This is a genomic window from Cytobacillus sp. IB215665 (genome assembly GCF_033963835.1).
GTDB lineage: Bacteria > Bacillota > Bacilli > Bacillales > SM2101 > Nanhaiella.
In genome coordinates, this window is record NZ_JAXBME010000013.1 from 22,622 (window position 1) to 40,790 (window position 18,169).

Here is an 18,169-nt window from a genome sequence, read left to right on the forward strand (position 1 = left end):
TATGAAAATGTCTTAAATAGAAGTCTTTTTAAATTGTACTGTTGTTTTTTAGTGTAAAATACGGGAACGTCCGATTTGGACGTTCCGCAGCGTCCCAATTCACTTTCTCAATGGGACAACAGACAACTTGGATTGCTAAAGACTATCTATGATTCTTATAGAGAATTTTAATCTATGTTATTCAACAATATGGCGCGATGATATAATATCATTGCGTATTGTTTGGTTAAATTAGGATGTAATTGTTAAAAGGTATTTAACATGGAGGGAAATATGAGAAATAGAGGCTCAGTAGTTTTAATTGATAATAAAAAGGTATGTCTTATTAAGAGAGTTGTTGGAGATTCAGCTTATTATGTTTTCCCTGGTGGAGGATTAGAAAGTGGAGAGACACCTGAAGATGGAGCAAAAAGAGAAGCCCTAGAGGAGTTGGGTGTAACGGTTAATATAAGTGAATGCTTTGCAATAGTTCAGTATAATGGCACACAATATTTTTTCCTTGCTGAGATAACAGAAGGGAAATTTGGTACAGGGAAAGGTATAGAGTATACAGATAAGAATAGAAATCGGGGAACTTATCTTCCTATGTGGATTGATATAAATCAGTTATCATCAGTTGATGTTAAACCAAAAGAAGTTGCTACTAAAATTCAAATGGTATTCAACTAAACGGGGCTAATCTGTAAAAAAGGTTAGTGTCTTTTTTCATTTTTGGACTATAAACAACAAGTTTTTTTGAGAATAATCTCTTAAACAGTTCGTTGTACATTATGAAAAAGCTTTTTCAATCAAATAAGGAGAAATAAAAATGATAAGTTCATCAACAAACTTTATCACTAGATTAAAAAAACAGAAAGAAGATGCACTTGAGTATACCATTGATGCTTATATGCCACTCGTGAAAACAATTGCCACCAAAATTTTATACATGAGACCAGATGTTGAAGAATGTATTAATGATGTTTTTCTAACAGTATGGCAAAATGCTCATCAGTTTCAGGGTGATACACACGACTTTAAAAAATGGATTGGCATAATTACTAAGTACAAAGCAATCGATCGATATCGTCAGGCGGAAAAACGAATCGCTCATGAACAAGCGGATGCTCCTATCGAACAGAAAGCAAGTGCTTTACAAACAGACGAATCAGTCTTGAAACGAGAAGAAAAAAACGCAATGTTATTTGCGATTAGTCAATTAAAAGAAATTGACCGCGATATTTTTATAATGAAATATTATTTAGAGCTCTCAAATAGTGAAATTGCTGACAATCTAGGCCTATCTAAAGCTGCTGTCGATAATCGGTTGTATCGAGGTAAGAAAATGTTAGCCACAGATACCAAGTTAAAGGAGCTATTAGTATGAGTATGAAAGAATGGATAAATATGGATGTTGAGCAACTTGAGTTATTAGACGTAACAGACATAGAAAAGGCACGTGTCAAACAACATTTACTAACAAAACGCAAAAAATTACCGATTTGGCGTAATATTGCCGTTGCTGTTGTTGTCATTGTTGGAGCAAGTACGGCAACAGGTTTCGCATTCCCGACTCTTGCATCACAAATTCCGTTTATAGATAATGTAATTAATTATTTTATTGATGAAGAACAACATTACAAAAATTTTGAAACCTTTTCTACTGATATTGGTCTTGTGCAGACGGATAATGACGTTTCGGTCATGATTGATAACGCGGTATACGACGGCACGAACATTACTGTGTCTTTTGCGATTGAAACAAATCATGATTTTGGAAAAGCGATGAAAATGAGTGGGGGAAACCATTTTAATGTCATTAGTGCAACCGGTAGTGGTGGTAGTTATCAAATTACTAAGATTAGTGATACACACTATGTGGGCTTATCAACATTCACACCACATTTCAAAGATGAAAAATACCCAGAAACAGTTGAAATTACTTGGTCTCCCCATGCCTTTTATAGTATGTCTAATGATTTAGAGGTTGAGGGGGATTGGTCATTCGACTTTTCATTAGATCGTATAGAGGGAGATATCCAACTTGTGAATGATACTGTCCAGGACAAAAATGTAAACTTCACACTGAAGTCAGTTGAACTCACAGATGTTTCGACGATTATTGCCTATGAGCAAGTTGTGACAGACGAATTACTGAAACAATGGCCAAGTGTAACACCTGTATTCCGAGTTTCAGATAATCTAGGTAATGTGTACTTGAGTGAAACTGGTGGTGGTGGTGTTTCACCTGATAATGGGAAGACCTTTGAAGGAACGACAACATTCGGTACAATACAAGAAGGTGCTAGTCAGCTTATCATTCAACCTGTTGAAATCGCAAGCCTAATGTCTGGTCAAGGTCATATCGAAATTGAGCTCGATCCGATTGTTATTCAGTTGAAATAAATGAAACATGAAAATGTTATTCCACAAACTCGCGCGATTAGCGCGATACTGTGATAAAAAAACCCTTGCGTTCTTAAACAATTAAAAATAAAAGTAGTTAAATTAATTCATAGTGGGTAAAATTGTTATGAAAATGTACTTATGAATAGTGTGTAGATAGGAGAGGTTAAAGTAAAATATTCTATAAAGATTAACCTTCCAATATGTAGGGAAGAGGTGCCAGGTTTAAGCCCGTCCTCTTAAAAAGTGAACACCAAATATAAGAGTTGCATAGGATAATATGTACCATGATTGCTTTCACGAATTCACTCCCTACCTACACCAATTGGATAGGGAGTACATATTTTATATGCGAGGCAGAGTATATGTTTAGTCACTTCATACCTCAAAGCCCTGCTTTTTATAATGTGGGGCTTTTTTATTTTGCATTTTTTAGGCTAGTAAACAGAATATATGTTCGTTTACAATGTAATTAATTGCAGTTATAAGGAGCATATATTGTGTTAGATGGAATGACAAAAACAGAAATGAAAATGTTGGACAAAGAGCAGAAAGTATTAAAAGCTATAGAAAAAGAAAAATATCTAAAAGCTTTATAATCGTACACCGAGCATGAGAGAGATCAGGGGAATGACTGAAATAAAATCGTTAGCCACTGTGTCCGATGCTCTCAAGAGACTGCAGGAAAAATGTTTATTAAGTTGGGAGCCCAAAAGACATAAAACAATAAAGATAGTAGAGAAATAATGCCTTACTACTTGATTAAGGCTTTTTATTTTGCGTTTAGTTATACATACGTTAACGAAAAGATAATTTTGTCTGAGTGCGTTATAGCAACACTATCAATCACAATAGTCATAATGGTTACAAAACAATTATGTTACTATCCTCTTTAATTGGTCTTTGGGATTCCAATTATCAGGTTGCTTTCTTGCTTTAGAATACCAATTACATCCTTCTTCTATCCACTTTTTACGGTAGTCTTCAAATGAATACCCATCATTATCATCTGAATAACCGTACTGAAACCCACAAGAAGGACAAATTTCATATGATGGGTATTTATCCATTATATATGCTGGCTCTAATAACTCATCATATCCACAAACTGGGCATATATCTATTTTAATCACCTCTAAACATATTATTTACTAAGGATATAATAACAAAGATAAGATATTCAAGGGTTATTTGAAATCGAAAATTTAATCAACTTTACTTGGTAAACACAAGTGATAAAAACAATGGCGCTAATCTGAAAATAAAGATTAGCGTCTTTTTTATTTCGGACCATTTAGTTAAAAAAATGTCAAAAACGTGGAATAAATTCTGGCGGAAGAAAGATTATTTTAAACTAAATGTTAAAAAGATATCGAGCAGAGCTGGAAATTGAATTAGTTGGTCTCCACTTATCAATTAAAATGATAGTTTCTGAGATTTCAAGGGAGCATCGCCCTTTCATAAATAGAATGACTTTGGTATCTAGAAACAAAACGAAACCCTTAGAATATATAATTCGTATTATTAGCTATAACTTCTCATAGAGTAATCGATTCACGTTTTTAAAAAAAGAGTACGATGGGAGATTCGTATGAAAAAAAGTTTGTTTATTGTGTTCATTAGTTTCTCACTTGTAATAAGTGCTTGTTCTGCTGAAAACTCTACAAAAAAAGAGAGCAAATCAATAGGAAAATCAACAATAGAAAATGTTGCATCAGATCAAACTCAAACTGTAAATCAAGATTTAAGCAACTTAAATTTATATACCCAAATGGATAATGCTATGACGCGCTTCGAAGAATACCATAATTTTTCAGGGGCTGTATATGTAGGTGTGGAAGGGGAAGAAATATACTCTAATGCGTTTGGTAAGGCTGACTTTGATAAAGATATCCCAAATACATTAGATACGAAATTCATTATGGCATCTTTGACAAAACAATTTACAGCTGCAGCGGTATTGTTACTAGAAGAAAGAGGATTACTTGAGATTGATCATCAAGTTACAGATTATTTACCTGGAGCTACTCAATGGGAAGAAATTACGATTCATCACCTATTATCGATGTCATCTGGAATTGTAAATACCAATCATCCAAAATTTGGTGAAAAGTTCTTTAAATTTATTGATAACGGAGGGAGTTCTAGATCTAATTTTACATCGTTGCCAACCACAGAAGAGGCCATTGCTATCTATAATGACATTCCTCTTAATTTTAAACCTGGTGAAAGATATGAATATAGTAATTCGAATTATATAGTATTAGGATTGATCATAGAACAAATCTCGGGGGAAACATACGAAACCTTTTTAGAAAAAAATATCTTTGGGCCTTTAGAGATGTTGAATTCTGGTTCTAGTATTGACTGGGACATTCAAGAGAATAAAGCTCTTGGGTATGAAAAAATCCTTTCAGAAAATGATGTTTATCCTACTCCATATTATGAGTATTTCTTGTATTCTTCTGCCGGTGGATTGTATACAACTATGAATGATTTAGTAACATGGGATAGGGCATTATATTCTGAAAAATTATTAAAAAAAGAGACAATAGATAAGATGTATGCTCCTTATACTAAGATTCCTGCTAACTCTAGCTATGGATCTGGATTTGAATATGGCTACGGGTGGCTTTCGAAAGGAAATATTGTTGAACATGCAGGGTATTCGCCAGGATATTTAGGAAAATTTATCGTGAGCTTGATTCTGAACTTGTCATAATTATCTTAAGCAATAATGAATATTTAGGCGGGAATAAAATTAATAGTTTAACAAATACCCTAACTAAAATAGCTAAAGGGAATGATTAAAATGTAGATGGTTATATATTGAAAGGTATCGAGCCCTAATGGCGCTAACCTGAAAAAAGATAAGTGTCATTATTTATTATCGGCCAGGTTACTGGAGATTATAATATAATATTTATATGTTATTAGGATAACCTAGTAAACTCATTGATTATTAAGTCGCATAGTTCCAGTTTTTCAGAAATGAAAAATTGGAACTTTTTTATTTGTACAGATTGACAGCTTATACTTATAGAATAGGGTCATCGGATTTATAGTCACATAAGCCTAGTATTAGGTAAGGTAAAAAAAGTACTAATGGATTATTACATATTTCGACAATATCTCTTATAATTTTAAAATACAGAATATTCAATTATCTTAAATTATAGCTATTTATTATAGGGGGTGATAGAAAACTTCAGATGAGCCGTGATGAATAACTAAAAGATTGCTGTTATTAGTTTTTTGGAGTGACTTTTTTTCGTTCGTATGATTTGTTTCCGAGACATGATAGATTTTGAAGGTCTATTAAACTATTACTAGGGAGTGGACATCTTGAATTTTAAAAAAGGTTTCGCAACAATAACTTTAGCAGGCACGTTAATGGTTAGTAATATTGTTCCAGTAAATGTTCTTGCTGCAGAATCAATATCAATCAACAGTACAGAAAACCAATCATTATCACTACTTCCTCCTCTTGAGAGCGTGATAAAAGATGATTTTAATAGAGAATTACCTACCAACACATTTAGATATCGAACTACAGTTACGGCACCTGCCATCGATTTTGTTCCACTAGAGACTGAAGCTGGTTTCTTTACATTGCCAATTATAGAGGACATTATCCAAGCTGCTGAAGAAAATTTAGCAGGAAGTGCAACTACTGTTATATTAGGATATATTGACAGTGACAATAATGTTTACCAAAGTGAAGCGGACCTAAGAGAAACAATGGATGCCCTTATCCCACCTGAAAATATAACAATTATGATAAATCCATCATCTGAATTAGCAAGGGGTACAAAGGTACAATTAGAAAGTTATTGGGAACGTGTAAGTAATCAAGTTTATAGTTCTTCTCAAGGAGAACCAATGAATATATTATTTGACGAATCTCATGGAATTACTAGGACAGAAGGATATAGATTAGCACAATCAGTTGGAGTGTCAATTTCGGGTGAAGTTGGCGGAATAACAGCAGAATTATCTTCAGAAATATCCGAAACTTTTAGTCAAAGTATTTCTTTTTCTGAATCTTTTTCTCAAACCAATTCGTGGAATTTTCTGGAACAAAATACTGCTTATACGGCTGCAGTTTACCAGTTAAAAAGAAAGTATACAATCATTCCAGGGAAAAATCTTGATTTATCAGATTCTCCTTTTTCATTACCTTCTTCGTTTGAATATTCTGGAAATGTTTATCGAGCAGTAGTTAGGTTAGACAATTAATACATTGTAAAAATAAGTTGAGTTCTGTTTACCAAAATCATAAAAAACCTTACTCTTGGATATGAATGAAGTTTTTTTATGATTTCATAATATTTTGTAATTTTTTTATCTCACTAGTTCTGAAAGCAGGTTGTATCTAAAGTGTAATTTTTCACGTTTATTTAATACCCTTTTCGATTTGGAAAAATTCGTATAAACGTCAAAAACCCCCGTTCGTAATGAGCGGGGCTAATTCGGTGTGAATGCGATAGCCCTCGGATCCGTACCGACAGGAACTGTTGCGATTACCGAATGAGTTTTTACGTCAATTACCGATACAGTGCCATCGGCCTGGTTTCCAGCGTAAGCTAATTTATTATCGGGTGTAAATTCTAAGAAACTGTTAAATTGGATATTACCTACTTGTATCGTAGCAATTACCGAATGAGTTTTTGTATCAATAGCCGTCACTGTATCGACTATTTCAGAATTTACATAAACTAGTTTCCCATCATTTGTTATTGCTACATCAGAGGGATTGCCCCCAATATTTAAAGTAGAGATGACACTATGTGTTTTTACATCTATGACAGTAACAGTACCACTCATGTTATTCGTTACAAAAGCAACTTTCCCATCGGGTGATAAAGCGATTCTATGGGCTTGAATTCCTACAGAAATCGTAGCGATAACAGAGTGTGTCTTTACATCAATAACTGAAACTGTAGAAGGGCGATCATTAGTAGAATTAATTACATAAGCTAATTTTCCATTAGGAGTAAATCTGAAATTTTGGGTATCTAAAGTATTTGCATCGTCTACTTGAATAGTAGAAATCATTAAGTGCGTTTTTGTATCAATGACGGAAACAATATTACCTACATCATTCCTCACATAAGCGTGTTTCCCATCAGGGGTAAACGCTACAAAAAATGGAAAATCTACTTGAACAGTAGCAATTACATTATGTGTTTTCACATCAATCACCAATACACTGTTTCCTAATTGGTTAATCGCATAAGCAAGTTTGCCATCTGGTGTGAAAGCCATATTCCTTGGACTGGAGCCGACCTGAATGGTAGTGATTACACTATGTGTTTTGACATCGATGACAGAAATAATATTATCACCTTCATTAGTCACATAAGCAAGTTTGCCATCAGGCGTGAAATCGACGAAATTTGGTTGATTTCCAACCTGAACAGTAGCAATCACGCTATGTGTTTTGACATCGATTACTGAAACTGTATTATCACCAGCGCCACGATTCGCAACATAAGCCAGTACCATCGTTCCGACCTCCTTATATTCGTATGATTAAGTCTATGCGGTAAATTCAGCTGTGAGTATTAAAAAAGCCCCGTTCGTAAAGAGCGGGGCTAATTCGGTGTGAATGCGATAGCAGCCGGATTTGCACCAACATCGACAGTAGCAATTACGGAATGTGTTTTTACGTCAATAACCGATACAGTTCCTTCAATGTTATTTCCTACGTAAGCTAATTTTCCATCTGGTGTGAAGGAGACAAAACGTTGAGATGAATTATTATTTTCTACTTGAATTGTAGCAATAACCGAGTGAGTTTTTATGTCAATAACTACGACAGTGTTTCCATTCGACGTAGGTACATAAGCGAGTTTTCCGTTAGGTGTAATATCGATGCTGCTAGGCGTATCTTCGTTTCCAGCTAAAGGAATTGTTGTAATAACAGAATGAGTTTTGACATCAATTGCGGAAACTGAGCCAAGACCACTCGGATTTGAATTTACAACATAAGCGAGTTTCCCATCAGGAGTAAATGCTACTTTGATAGGTGCTATTCCAACTACAACAGTAGCTATGACAGAGTGCGTTTTTACATCTATAACCGATACGTTTTCGGAAAATCGGTTCATTACGTAGGCAAGTTTTCCATCTGGTGTTATCTCGATAGAATTCGGTCTATTTTCTACTAGCACAGTTGCAATAACCGAGTGAGTTTTTGTATCAATGATAGACACACTACCTGGTATAAAGTCATTAAGAACATAAGCGAGTTTTCCGTCTGGAGTAAAGACAAAATCATCTGGTCCCATCTCTGCCTGTACAGTAGCTATGACCGAGTGTGTTTTTACATCTATGGCAGATACGATATTTCCTCCACTAACAGTTGCATATGCAAGTTTTCCATCCGGTGTAAAGGAAATTACATTTTGTGGGACAAATCCTATATTACTACCTATTTGCACGGTTGCAATAACTGAATGAGTCTTAGTATCAATGACAGAAACTAAACTAACATTATTAATGTTATCTAAAATTAACACATAGGCGATCTTTCCGTCTGGAGTAATAGCGATATTAGTATTAGCTGGAAAATTTATAGAAGGAATGGTTGCGATAACAGAGTGTGTTTTAGTGTCTATCACCGTTACATTATCACTCTGTGACATACTAACAACATAAGCCAGTACCATCGTACCGACCTCCTTTTATTCGTTTATAACAGTGTATGCGGTCATTTTCGTTGCGAGTATTGAAAAAGCTCCGTTCAAATGAGCGGGGTCAATTGCTAGTTCAGCAAGGCAAAGTATTTCTTCGCTACATATTATGTTTGTTGGAGGTTGCCGGTTGTTTGTATTATTTTTCAAATTTATTCGCATTGATAACAAATTCTTTCTCGGGATGAACTCCGAATTTACCCCAATTTTTATAGTTAACGTTTTCACAGTTCGGTCATGGCATCTACCCCCAGTTTATATTTACTTCTTCGGCGTTAACCTCTTTTAACTGAGTGTTGTAATATTTCCGTATCTCATATAACTCGGCGGCTGCCTTGTTGCTTGATAGATTATGAGGAGCAGTAAAGCGTAATATAAGGGAAGTTTGTAGCTATATATTCTATAAAACTTTCAGGTACACCAGACATAACTATAAAAAGACTTAAGCTAAAACCTAAAATTGTATATACTATAATCTTAAGTTTATATTAATTTTTTTCTTCATATAGGTTTCATCAATATCTGATTCAGCTAAATTTATAAGATTTTTAAGGTTAAATTTCCTCTTCTCTTGCCTATATTAAACAATAACAAAAGGGAAAGTTCCAAGAGCAATAAAAAAGTGGATTAATTCCTACGGTTACGGTAGAAACAACAGAATGAGTTTTAGTATCAATGACCGAAATATTTTCAGCTCTACCACTTTTCGTTACATAGGCTAACACCATATCTATACCACCTTTTTACAAACCTAAGTTTATTAATCCAATGAATGGTTAAAGTAGATTATTCGGTTAGTTCAGTTTCTAAAACATACTAAGCATTGTGGTTACTAAAGCAAAAAACGCCCCAAGAATGGAGGGCGTTCACATGAAGAAACTTAGTTTAAACGGATCGCTGCTTTCTGAAAAACTTTCCTATCCAGTATATGATGGCCACAGGTATCACCGAAAGCACAGTTAATACAATAAATGCTAAGCTGCCCAATGTTAATCGCTCCAAACATGAATTTTTTATGTTATAGAAATCCTTACCATTTATTATATAGCAAAATATTAGATTGTAAAATTAATGAAACATAATAGCAATTATGTTTCGCAGTAGACAAAGAAAGTGCAACAAGGAGAGCGATTTCTTGACTGTAATTACAAATAACTTAGAAACCGAACAAGATATTAATAATTATAGAGATTGGTTGTCTCGCAAAAATCTGAATGCTATCAAGAGAATTAAAATGATGTAAGAATGAGATAAAAAGCACAGATCGAACAAATGAAAAAACCTTGACTTAAGAATTAAATAGATGGCGGAGAGAATTGTAGTTTCATGTTAAAAAGCTACGAAACTTATTGATAGTTGTGTTTACTAAAAAAATGAATGCCCTTTATAGAGTCCTACAAATGGCATTCAGTTAAACACACATTTCCGTTGTTATTGTGATTTGCCATCCACCTGCAATATTACCTTGACCACTTCCATCATTATCGAAAATAAATAATGACCATATACCATTCGGGTCCTCAGAATTAAAAATACTTAATTGTGGACTATGAGGAGCTGGAGGTGGGGGATTATCAGGGTCTATTGTTGGTTTAAAAGTACCCGAAAAAATTGGAGAAGGGATAATATCTTCTGCATCATCAGTAAGCGTAAGTGTAACGTCATTAATTTGAACATTAAATCCAATATCGTTCATAAGAAATATTGTAGATCCACTAGGGGCTAATAGTAGGATTTGTATATCATTTGGGTGTGTATGGCTTAACCCAATAATTGTAGCAGTGACTTTAGTAATTTCCCCTTTTAAGCCAGAAACGCTGATGTTTGATGGATAAGGTGTTGCGATTGCATCTTGATTAATAGTGATTGGGTTTAAATTAGTAAAAGTTTTTGTAAATGACACGCATTTTTTCTTGGAATTACAACCACATTTAGATTTGGAATATATATATGACATTATTTCACCTCCACTTCATATAAAACTATATACTTTATAAGATGCAGAGAGTTAGAGATGTGTATAGGTTTATAATTCAGTAAAAAAGCTGATTTTAGTAAACACAAGATAGATTGTGTTTACTAAGGACAATATGAATAATTAAAAGTTAAAACGTGTAGTGATTTAATTTTGAATATAAATGCAGATCATATGACTGCGGAAATAACTTATATAACATATAGTACACCATAATTATCATCGTCTCTCCCTGTTTTCTCCTTTCAAAAAAACAGGGAGAATTTTCCATACCCTTATTATATCAAGTATTGAAAAGAGAATCCCTGCTACAGTTTCCATCACTTTGCAAAATAGCGGAGACTATGAAATTTCATTTACTGTAAATGCAACTGATTTTACAGATGCTGCTTCCCTTGATTTTAACGTTGGATAACAATTAATAATGTAATACAGATGGATACACAGTTATTTGTTACCGATTCTAATCCAGGTGTTATAAATCTTCCATTATCAAGATAATGCTAATGATGTAATTTCTGCCGAACTGCTAACTACAACATCAGGTCAATCAGTTATGCTTATACGACCTTCACTGCAGAAAATACAATTATCTTAGAGCAATGAATACTCCCAGAAGCTGACGTTTAATAACGTCAGCTTCTTTGTATATCTATGTATATCACATTCAATTCTAGTTTATATAATAGTAGCTTACAGAAGTTTCATGACTTTTAGTTAGTCTCTAATGGGTACACCATATTGAGAGAAGTGGAAAATGACTATTAAATAGTAGAGAGAGTAGTTTCATCAAATTTGTCTCAAAATTGAGAAGGTAATATGACATGATTTGTCATATTATATACTCTTATAAATAGCATTCAACTACTGTCGTATATAGAACAGTTGTTGTGAAATTTTATTATAGGCACAGCTTCACTCACTCAAATAACAAAATTCTGTTATTGTTGCATAAGCTTCATTTTCCCTAATTGCCAAATTAAAGATGAGACTGTAATGGTTATGGATGTGATAAAAGGAAGAAATTCGAATCTACATGCCTTCCCAAAAATTTAAGCTATTCCATTTTTAATAATTCCCTAATAGACAAACTTGCATATTTCAAATAATCTTCTGATGATTTACTGCTGTTCTGCTTCCAATCGATTGAAGCTCCGTAAATCATCCAACTTAACATAGTGGCAATCATTCTTAGCTTTTCATCACTTTGATCCGGATACTTATTTAATAGTGATTGAAAGATAATCTGTTCAAGTTCCTTCTTTAATAGAGTCTCAATATTTACAGCCATATCATGATAACTTCTCTGGCATCGGTCAGATAAGCTCATATGAAACTTTGTAATGGATAAGAATAAACTCTTCAGCATTTCCTCATTGAACTCTTTATTATTCGATAGTTCCTGAAGTACATTCTTCATTAATTCTTCTTTTATTACTTTTTCGAGCAAATCATATTTATCGAGAAAATGGTGATAAAAGGTTGCTCGATTAATCATGGCTCCTGACGTAATATCACTGATCTTAATACTATTGAAAGCCTTTTTTTCCAAAAGTTCTATAAAAGAATCAATAATGAATTTCCTTGTTCGAACTGAACGTAGGTCTGTGTTTCCCTTAACCATAAAGATATACCTCCATCATTCCAAAATGGTTTTAGACATTTTACATTAACTGTGGCTTACGCAACAAAGTGAGTTTTTTGTTGCTAGGATATTAAACTAACTACATCTATAATCTAATTATACAACAAGTGTTGCCTTATGCAACGATTGTAAAATAAGTGCAGTATCTGAAACTGCCCGAAATTTAAATGACTAATACGCAGGTGATAAGGAGGAATTGAGATGTCAAGTAAATCAACATTTAATAGAGAAGTAAGAGAATTTTGGTATCCAAAATATAATAAAAATGGATACCCTCATGTTCAACAAGGAGTTATTTTAAATCCTGAAAAGAATGAAGAATTTTCCCCCTTTATTCTTATGGCTGAAGACTGGTATAAGCGTGGAGTTTTCTCCGATCATCCTCACAGAGGCTTTCAAACTGTAACATATGTTGTTGATGGAAGGCTTGAACATATCGATAATGCTGGCGGTTATAGCCTTTTGGATGCTGGTGATGTTCAGTACATGAATGCAGGTTGGTCAGCTAGGCATGCGGAAGAGGCTTTTGGATGATGACCTTATTCATACTTTACAAGTATGGCTGAATCTGCCAAAAGGTCTGAAACAAACAGAAACAAGTTATCAAAATATTCGCGTTGAAGATGCCCCTGTTGTGAATGTCGATGGAGGAACTGTTCGCGTTTATTCTGGTGATATCGCTGGAGCAACTGGACCGATGATAAGTTTGGTGCCAATTACGATGTCAGAAATCACCCTTGGTGAGGGAACAGAATATACACATGTTTTGCCTGAGAATCATAATTCATTCTTGTACATGTTGGCAGGAGAGATGGCGTTCGGAGAAAGTAAAACAAAGGTAGCTAAAACAGGAGCGGCTACCTTGTCCTTTAATGAAGAAGGTACCGTGTCTAACCCTAGTGAATTAAAAATAAAGGCGGTATCCCGATCCAAAGTGTTGATCTATTCAGGCATTCCTATTCGGGAAGAAATAGCTTTTGGTGGACCATTTGTGATGAATACACAAGAAGAAATCAGGGAGGCTTTTCGAGATCTTCAGCGAGGAGTATTTGGACCACCTGCAGTAAAAAAGTAGAAATAATATTCAAAGATATAATGAGAGGAGACAAAATTGATGGATATTTTATATTTAATTGGAAGAACTTTATTTTCAGTTATTTTTATTTCGGCAGGATTTAATCATCTAAAAGATTTTTCGAATACAATAGAGATGGTGAAGATGACTAAAGCTCCTTTTCCGAAATTGTCTGCTGCTGCTATGAGTTTATTTGCCCTAGTAGGTGGCTTAAGTGTTGCTATTGGCTTCTATGCAGAAATTGGGGCGTTTCTTCTTTTCATTTTTCTAATACCGACAACCTTTATTGTCCACGGTTTTTGGAGATTGCCAGATGAACAAAAGGAAATTCAGAGTGTGCATTTTTTTAAGAACCTTGCTCTTATGGGTACAACATTAATGATTCTTTATTACGGTTCTGGTCCTTTTAGTTTGTAAAAGTTTCTACTAAAAAAGGGGAGATTAAAAATCTTTCAAATCCAGTGCTCTTCTTTATTTTAAGGTCATGTTGTTGAACTAATAGACAGGGTATTTCTATTAAAGCAGTAAAAAGAGGTTGTCCTGAATATGTTGAGAATCAAATTTCAGGAGCAACCTCTGTCATAATTTTAAGTGTTAAGATCTAACTAATTACTTTATATTAACTGCAAAAAGTCGAAGGAATCTGATCCATTACGGTGTAGTTCAACTGAAATTACCTTGGGCGTTAGCTTTATTAAGAAAGTTGATTCAAAAAAATCATTAAAGTTTTGGCAGTAGTATGTTTATCATGATTATAGAATCTAAGAAAATAAGGAAGTGTTTGCTATACTAATTTCTAAAGTGACTCTGAAAGTATGCTAGCAATCTGTTCGCTATTCTTTTCTTTATAAACAAATTCATGATAATGTGGTTGATGGATATCTTTCCACCCCATATCAATAGCCCTTTTGTAATAATGTCTCGCTTGTTCCATTTCACCGGTCAAATAAAACATACAGGCTGCATTCCAATATAATGCCATATCTCCATTACAGTCCCAGCCTTTATCAAGTGCTTGAGCATAACTCCAAGCAGCACGGGCATAATCTTTCTTAACACCATATTTACGATCACCACGCATATAATGGTTGCCGTTGACAAGAAGGTTGTTTAAAGGATGAGTCCATCCAAAGAGAACAGGGAAATCCGCGAACGGCATGAAACCAACAGACAGAGCTGTTCGCTGAGAAGCTATGTTGTTTGACCAGCACTGCCAACCAACTTTTCTGATACCTCTCTGTTTTGCGAGGGTGAGTATAGCTAATGATGTTTTTCGTGCCCATCCGTTACCTCGATAGTTTTTATTTGTTTCAATACCGATTTCACACTCATCATCAACTACCCAGTCTGTAAGGCACCAACTAATAATAGTCGGCCCCTGATGGGTATCTTGTATAGCAACACAACCGAAGCCCTTATCCTCGTATGCTTCTATTGAAGGCCAATTCTCTAGAATTTCACTTTTTACTTCACTAAGCCCTATTACATCTTGACGTTGCAATAAGTTGCCATTTATGGGAACAATACTATTACCATCGGGAACGTTGATACTGCTTAAATTGTGAGTAAAGGTCATTCGCCCACTTCTCATAGGCAATAAATCTTTCATTACGATCTGGAGAATAGTATCCCATTTTCCTTCTGTAGGATAAAACAGTACATAGTCTAACTCTCCATTCGAGGCAAGCTCAGGTAGCAGCTCCTCTTTGACTAAATTATTGGTTTCTTCGAAAAATCGGTTGTTCTCTGTACTGCCACCTAGAAAAATACCTTGAGGGCTTGTCAATAGTGCTGATGCACAGTCATTAGACAGAAAAACCCTGCCAGGTACAGTACCTTTAATGACCGCTTTAATTGATAACTGATGCTTCAACGCTTCAAAAAGACCTGCTGCTTTATAAAAGTTTTGGCTGGTGAGTTCAATTCCTTCAACCATGTTTTTTGAGTACATCATATTCATTTGCCTCCCATGAGTTTATGAGAGGTTTTATTCAACTAAAAATATAAACCTCTCATTCGCTTCCAGATTTGTTTGTTCTTAACCAAACATCATCACTCCCTTAAACGTATTTGAGGATTAAGTTCTAAGATGCTTTGAAATTTATGCCCTCTTCCAATTATGGATTTATTATACAATTTGTTCAAGATGGAATTTATTTTACATGCCACAATTTCCTCCACTTTTTAGGTTTGATATGTCTTGAATGGCAAGGTATTTAAATCCAAACCCCATAGATATTTATAGTAAAATAAAATAGCAATCTTCAACAAACTGGTGCATTTCTGTAGTAAAACAGAAATATTTTTAAAAAATGAAACATTTCATATCAATTTTCGTATTACTTATCAATAAAGATAATCAGAAAAAAATTTTAGTTTGAGTAATTTTGATATATAAATATTTAGAGTTAAGTCATTTTAATTTTTCTATAGTTTTAAAAACAACAGATATTCAATGGTAGAAATAGATAGAGAAGTTAATTGGAGTGATAAGGGAGCGGAGAAAGGTGAAAAAAATATCAATTGTAATGATTAGTTTTATTTTGTTAATTCTGTTATCAATTAGTGCCTGTTCCAACAAAAACACAGATTTAGTTCTTATACAAGAAACAGAGCATGGTCTTTTTTACAGTCCAAGTTCAGGTGAAGATGAAAAAGAGGTGGTAAAGATACTGGCAGAATCGTTTGAATTGAATTATCCCCGTATTACCAATATGTTTAAATACGAAAATAACAATAAAGTTGTTATTCACGTTTATGCCGATAAAGAAGAATTTGTTGAAATGATTGGTCGTGAAACTGAAGGTACTTATGTATCAAAGGAAAATATTATTAAAGTGTATACACCTCCACATTTAATAGGAGGAATTCAAGAAGAATATTCGTTTCAATTAATCCATGAATTTGTTCATGCAGTTATTCAACAAATTAACCCGTCTGTTGCAGGTGTGAAATGGCTAGACGAAGGTATCGCAGAATATGCTTCTAAACAGCTTGATGAGGGTATTAAGTCTAGGTCTACCTTCAACGATTATCCAACTCTAGAACAATTGGAGTCAGGATCTGTATACTTTGATGAAGCAGGGTCTACAGCTTACTTATATTCTGGTATTCTGATTCAATATATTGTCGATGAATATGGTATAGATGCATTAAACAATATTATTAGAACACCCAACAACATTGAAGTTATTATGAACGCTTCTACTGAGACTATATATGAAAGATGGGTAAAATATTTGGAAGGTAAAGAATGGTTAAGATAGAAAAGATGTACCAGCGCACTTTGGCCTGTCCCGATTGTATATAGGATTTAATTTTATCAGCATTTGGAACAACTAACGATGAAGGTTCTGCTTCTTCAGACATAAAAGGAAGTCATGAATTAACAGTTATTGGTTCAAATTGGGAATTTGATCAAGAAACATACACCATCCCTGCGAATGTGGATGTAACGTTTAATTATGAAGATATTGCGAGTGTTCATGGGGTCAAATTAAGACGAAATGATGATAAGGATAACATTATTGCAAAAGTAATGGATGGAGACAGTGCAACAATTAACTTAGAACCAGGTACGTATGAAATCAATTGTTTAACGTTTTGTGGTGATCCCGGTCATAAGGAAATGAGATCTCTACTAGTTGTAGAATACTTATTGTGATTTGTGAACTACACGTTTCTTAGCACCTTTACGGGTTACTTGAAGTGGGTGCTACCTAGATACAAAAACTTAAAGGACTCTAATTGATTAAGCTATCTTTCGGTGGGGATTCGTAGAGGATTGGGAAGAAGCAATAACTAGCATTATGTGTAACTATAAGGAGTTCATGGAAGTGTTAAATGGCGAAGGAGAACTTTGTTGTCAGCTAGAATAAGTGATTCTTAGTCTTTTTTTTAATAAGTTGATTGTTACATAGTAAGGATAGTTTACTATCCTTGAAAAAAAGAACATATCGTCGGTATATACAAAACCTCCAACTATTAAAAATTTTTTAAACTGTGTAGGTATTTTCTTTATTTCGTAAAATTATGGGCAAAGGTATAAGGATTTTTATAATTTATAGATAATAATAGAAACACAATGATTTATGAGTATATTAGTTTATCTTACTAAAGGTCAATCTGAAAATTGTTATTCAACATAATGGCGCTAATCTGTAAAAAGGATTTGCGCTTTTCTTGATTTTAGGGCCATTTCTTATTACTAAGATTGGGGTTATAAGAAAATAATGGAACCTTTTCATGGAATATTCGTATTAAAGTGTACAAAGAAAAATAAAAGTGGTGTTTGTCTTGCATAAGTGAGAGGGTTGCTGTCTATTTGCAAAGTATCAGAGGAGAAATAATCAGTATTGGTTGTGATATCCACCGCACTCAACTCCTCTTTT

Annotated in this window: 17 protein-coding genes and 1 pseudogene; 10 read left to right on the forward strand and 8 right to left on the reverse strand. The window is 34.1% G+C overall.

The features are described from left to right. Nucleotides 1-273: 273 nt before the first annotated feature. The 4 genes from SLH52_RS15420 (at nt 274) to SLH52_RS23430 (ending at nt 3,132) form a co-directional block, all read left to right on the forward strand. On the forward strand, nt 274-669 hold the full coding sequence (locus SLH52_RS15420) for an NUDIX hydrolase (protein ID WP_320210169.1): 396 nt from the start codon (nt 274-276) through the stop codon (nt 667-669). A gap of 139 nt (nt 670-808) precedes the next feature. Continuing rightward, the gene (locus SLH52_RS15425) at nt 809-1,366 is read left to right on the forward strand and encodes a sigma-70 family RNA polymerase sigma factor (RefSeq protein ID WP_320210170.1); all 558 of its coding nucleotides are present in this window, start codon (nt 809-811) and stop codon (nt 1,364-1,366) included. Continuing rightward, nucleotides 1,363-2,385 carry a DUF4179 domain-containing protein gene (locus SLH52_RS15430; RefSeq protein WP_320210171.1) on the forward strand — a complete coding sequence of 341 codons (1,023 nt, stop codon included), beginning with the start codon at nt 1,363-1,365 and terminating at the stop codon, nt 2,383-2,385. The genes SLH52_RS15425 and SLH52_RS15430 overlap by 4 nt, the downstream gene beginning before the upstream one ends. Before the next feature lie 612 nt (nt 2,386-2,997). Beyond that, nucleotides 2,998-3,132 (forward strand): hypothetical protein, encoded by a 135-nt coding sequence (locus SLH52_RS23430; protein ID WP_413785545.1) that lies wholly within the window; start codon nt 2,998-3,000, stop codon nt 3,130-3,132. Nucleotides 3,133-3,260: 128 nt separating this feature from the next. Here the strand turns inward: SLH52_RS23430 and SLH52_RS15435 are convergent, their stop codons facing one another. Then, entirely contained in the window at nt 3,261-3,518 is a 258-nt protein-coding gene (locus SLH52_RS15435; RefSeq protein ID WP_320210172.1) for a hypothetical protein, read from the reverse strand. Nucleotides 3,519-3,976: 458 nt separating this feature from the next. Here SLH52_RS15435 and SLH52_RS15440 point away from each other — a divergent pair, with 458 nt between their 5' ends. Next, nucleotides 3,977-5,107, forward strand: coding sequence for a serine hydrolase domain-containing protein (locus SLH52_RS15440; protein ID WP_320210173.1), 1,131 nt, complete (start codon nt 3,977-3,979; stop codon nt 5,105-5,107). Between the two features lie 623 nt (nt 5,108-5,730). Continuing rightward, nucleotides 5,731-6,624 (forward strand): hypothetical protein, encoded by an 894-nt coding sequence (locus SLH52_RS15445; protein WP_320210174.1) that lies wholly within the window; start codon nt 5,731-5,733, stop codon nt 6,622-6,624. 228 nt (nt 6,625-6,852) lie between these two features. Here SLH52_RS15445 and SLH52_RS15450 read toward each other — a convergent pair whose 3' ends face one another. From SLH52_RS15450 to SLH52_RS15465, 5 genes are all read right to left on the reverse strand, one after another. Beyond that, nucleotides 6,853-7,893, reverse strand: a complete 1,041-nt coding sequence (locus tag SLH52_RS15450) for a beta-propeller fold lactonase family protein (protein ID WP_320210175.1) — start codon at nt 7,891-7,893, stop codon at nt 6,853-6,855. Between the two features lie 89 nt (nt 7,894-7,982). Next, nucleotides 7,983-9,059 (reverse strand): cytochrome D1 domain-containing protein, encoded by a 1,077-nt coding sequence (locus tag SLH52_RS15455; protein ID WP_320210176.1) that lies wholly within the window; start codon nt 9,057-9,059, stop codon nt 7,983-7,985. 599 nt (nt 9,060-9,658) lie between these two features. Continuing rightward, a complete protein-coding gene (locus SLH52_RS23435; RefSeq protein ID WP_413785546.1) occupies nt 9,659-9,811 on the reverse strand; it encodes a hypothetical protein in 153 nt (50 codons plus the stop codon). 683 nt (nt 9,812-10,494) lie between these two features. Continuing rightward, entirely contained in the window at nt 10,495-11,040 is a 546-nt protein-coding gene (locus SLH52_RS15460; RefSeq protein ID WP_320210177.1) for a hypothetical protein, read from the reverse strand. 1,075 nt (nt 11,041-12,115) lie between these two features. Beyond that, nucleotides 12,116-12,682: a TetR/AcrR family transcriptional regulator gene (locus tag SLH52_RS15465; RefSeq protein ID WP_320210178.1), complete on the reverse strand. Its 567-nt coding sequence runs from the start codon at nt 12,680-12,682 to the stop codon at nt 12,116-12,118. Nucleotides 12,683-12,904: 222 nt separating this feature from the next. Here SLH52_RS15465 and SLH52_RS15470 point away from each other — a divergent pair. Together SLH52_RS15470 and SLH52_RS15475 are read left to right on the forward strand one after the other, a co-directional pair. After that, a pseudogene (locus SLH52_RS15470) lies at nt 12,905-13,778 on the forward strand (pirin family protein). Nucleotides 13,779-13,817: 39 nt separating this feature from the next. Further along, a complete protein-coding gene (locus SLH52_RS15475; protein ID WP_320210179.1) occupies nt 13,818-14,195 on the forward strand; it encodes a DoxX family protein in 378 nt (125 codons plus the stop codon). Nucleotides 14,196-14,574: 379 nt separating this feature from the next. On the opposite strand, the gene SLH52_RS15480 is transcribed toward SLH52_RS15475, so the two are convergent. Further along, complete coding sequence (locus SLH52_RS15480) at nt 14,575-15,651, reverse strand: GNAT family N-acetyltransferase (protein ID WP_320210180.1); 1,077 nt, start codon at nt 15,649-15,651, stop codon at nt 14,575-14,577. Between the two features lie 634 nt (nt 15,652-16,285). On the opposite strand from SLH52_RS15480, the gene SLH52_RS15485 reads away from it, so the two are divergent. Next, nucleotides 16,286-17,044: a hypothetical protein gene (locus SLH52_RS15485; RefSeq protein ID WP_320210181.1), complete on the forward strand. Its 759-nt coding sequence runs from the start codon at nt 16,286-16,288 to the stop codon at nt 17,042-17,044. Nucleotides 17,045-17,223: 179 nt separating this feature from the next. Continuing rightward, nucleotides 17,224-17,442 (forward strand): hypothetical protein, encoded by a 219-nt coding sequence (locus SLH52_RS15490; RefSeq protein WP_320210182.1) that lies wholly within the window; start codon nt 17,224-17,226, stop codon nt 17,440-17,442. A 579-nt stretch (nt 17,443-18,021) separates the two neighbouring features. Here SLH52_RS15490 and SLH52_RS15495 read toward each other — a convergent pair. Continuing rightward, complete coding sequence (locus SLH52_RS15495) at nt 18,022-18,150, reverse strand: hypothetical protein (RefSeq protein WP_320210183.1); 129 nt, start codon at nt 18,148-18,150, stop codon at nt 18,022-18,024. Between the last annotated feature and the right edge of the window lie 19 nt (nt 18,151-18,169).

Excerpts from the sequence above, each read along its gene's own strand:
- SLH52_RS23435 (WP_413785546.1), bottom strand. The coding sequence starts at position 9,811 with ATGGTGTTAGCCTATGTAACGAAAAGTGGTAGAGCTGAAAATATTTCG.
- SLH52_RS23430 (WP_413785545.1), top strand. The coding sequence starts at position 2,998 with ATGAGAGAGATCAGGGGAATGACTGAAATAAAATCGTTAGCCACTGTG.
- SLH52_RS15475 (WP_320210179.1), top strand. The coding sequence starts at position 13,818 with ATGGATATTTTATATTTAATTGGAAGAACTTTATTTTCAGTTATTTTT.
- SLH52_RS15455 (WP_320210176.1), bottom strand. The coding sequence starts at position 9,059 with ATGGTACTGGCTTATGTTGTTAGTATGTCACAGAGTGATAATGTAACG.
- SLH52_RS15425 (WP_320210170.1), top strand. The coding sequence starts at position 809 with ATGATAAGTTCATCAACAAACTTTATCACTAGATTAAAAAAACAGAAA.
- SLH52_RS15460 (WP_320210177.1), bottom strand. The coding sequence starts at position 11,040 with ATGTCATATATATATTCCAAATCTAAATGTGGTTGTAATTCCAAGAAA.
- SLH52_RS15440 (WP_320210173.1), top strand. The coding sequence starts at position 3,977 with ATGAAAAAAAGTTTGTTTATTGTGTTCATTAGTTTCTCACTTGTAATA.
- SLH52_RS15420 (WP_320210169.1), top strand. The coding sequence starts at position 274 with ATGAGAAATAGAGGCTCAGTAGTTTTAATTGATAATAAAAAGGTATGT.
- SLH52_RS15430 (WP_320210171.1), top strand. The coding sequence starts at position 1,363 with ATGAGTATGAAAGAATGGATAAATATGGATGTTGAGCAACTTGAGTTA.
- SLH52_RS15450 (WP_320210175.1), bottom strand. The coding sequence starts at position 7,893 with ATGGTACTGGCTTATGTTGCGAATCGTGGCGCTGGTGATAATACAGTT.
- SLH52_RS15465 (WP_320210178.1), bottom strand. The coding sequence starts at position 12,682 with ATGGTTAAGGGAAACACAGACCTACGTTCAGTTCGAACAAGGAAATTC.